The organism is Vibrio sp. YT-19(2023) (genome assembly GCF_033337395.1).
This window is the reverse complement of the sequence record NZ_JAWOQN010000531.1, coordinates 1-685: the sequence shown is the minus strand read 5'-3', so window position 1 is coordinate 685 and position 685 is coordinate 1. Positions and strand designations below refer to the sequence as shown.

Annotated in this window: 1 protein-coding gene and 1 pseudogene; both read left to right on the top strand. The window is 47.6% G+C overall.

Annotated elements, in window-relative coordinates:
* Positions 1 to 546 (top strand): flagellar hook-length control protein FliK (locus R7E78_RS26940; RefSeq protein WP_318058717.1); only part of this gene is annotated, 546 nt, incomplete at its 5' end.
* Positions 547 to 595: 49 nt separating this feature from the next.
* Positions 596 to 685, top strand: a pseudogene (fliL, locus tag R7E78_RS26935) (flagellar basal body-associated protein FliL); the annotation flags it as partial.

The following is a 685-nucleotide window of genomic DNA, read 5'->3' as shown; positions in this document are numbered from 1 at the left end:
CCAGAGTCGCAATACGGATTAGCAGGACAGCTGCAAGCGGCAGCAGGTCAACAAGGTGTAACAGCCCAACAGCAAACCCGAGCGGAAGCCGCTCAGCAAGCACAACTGCCTCTGCAATTAACAAAAGAACTCGCTAATGAGCAAGTGGCGGAAAAAGTACAAATGATGATGTCGAAGAACTTGAAGAACCTCGACATCCGACTTGACCCACCAGAGCTTGGCCGTATGCAAATTCGCATGACGATGAACAACGATTTGGCCAACGTGCATTTTACGGTTACCAACCCACAAGCGCGTGACATTATTGAACAAACGTTGCCTCGTCTACGTGAAATGTTGGCTCAACAAGGGATGCAACTGGCGGATTCCTCGGTTCAGCAGCAAAGCAGTGGACAACAGCAAAGTGGCTACGCAGCGGCTGAACAACATGGCCAAGGCACGTCTGGACGCGGTTTTTCTGGCCAGTCAGATGAAAACTTTGATGCTGACGTGAATCTTGATTTGAATGTGGTTTCAAAGCGTGATGGAATTAGTTTTTACGCCTAATGTCGTAACCTCAACCATCTTGAACAAGAACAAATAATTAGAGAAAACAATGGCAGAAGAACAGCTACAAGGTGCCGATGCACCAAAAGGTAAAAGCAAGCTACTGATCATCATTATTGCAGTCGTGGTTCTGCTCGGT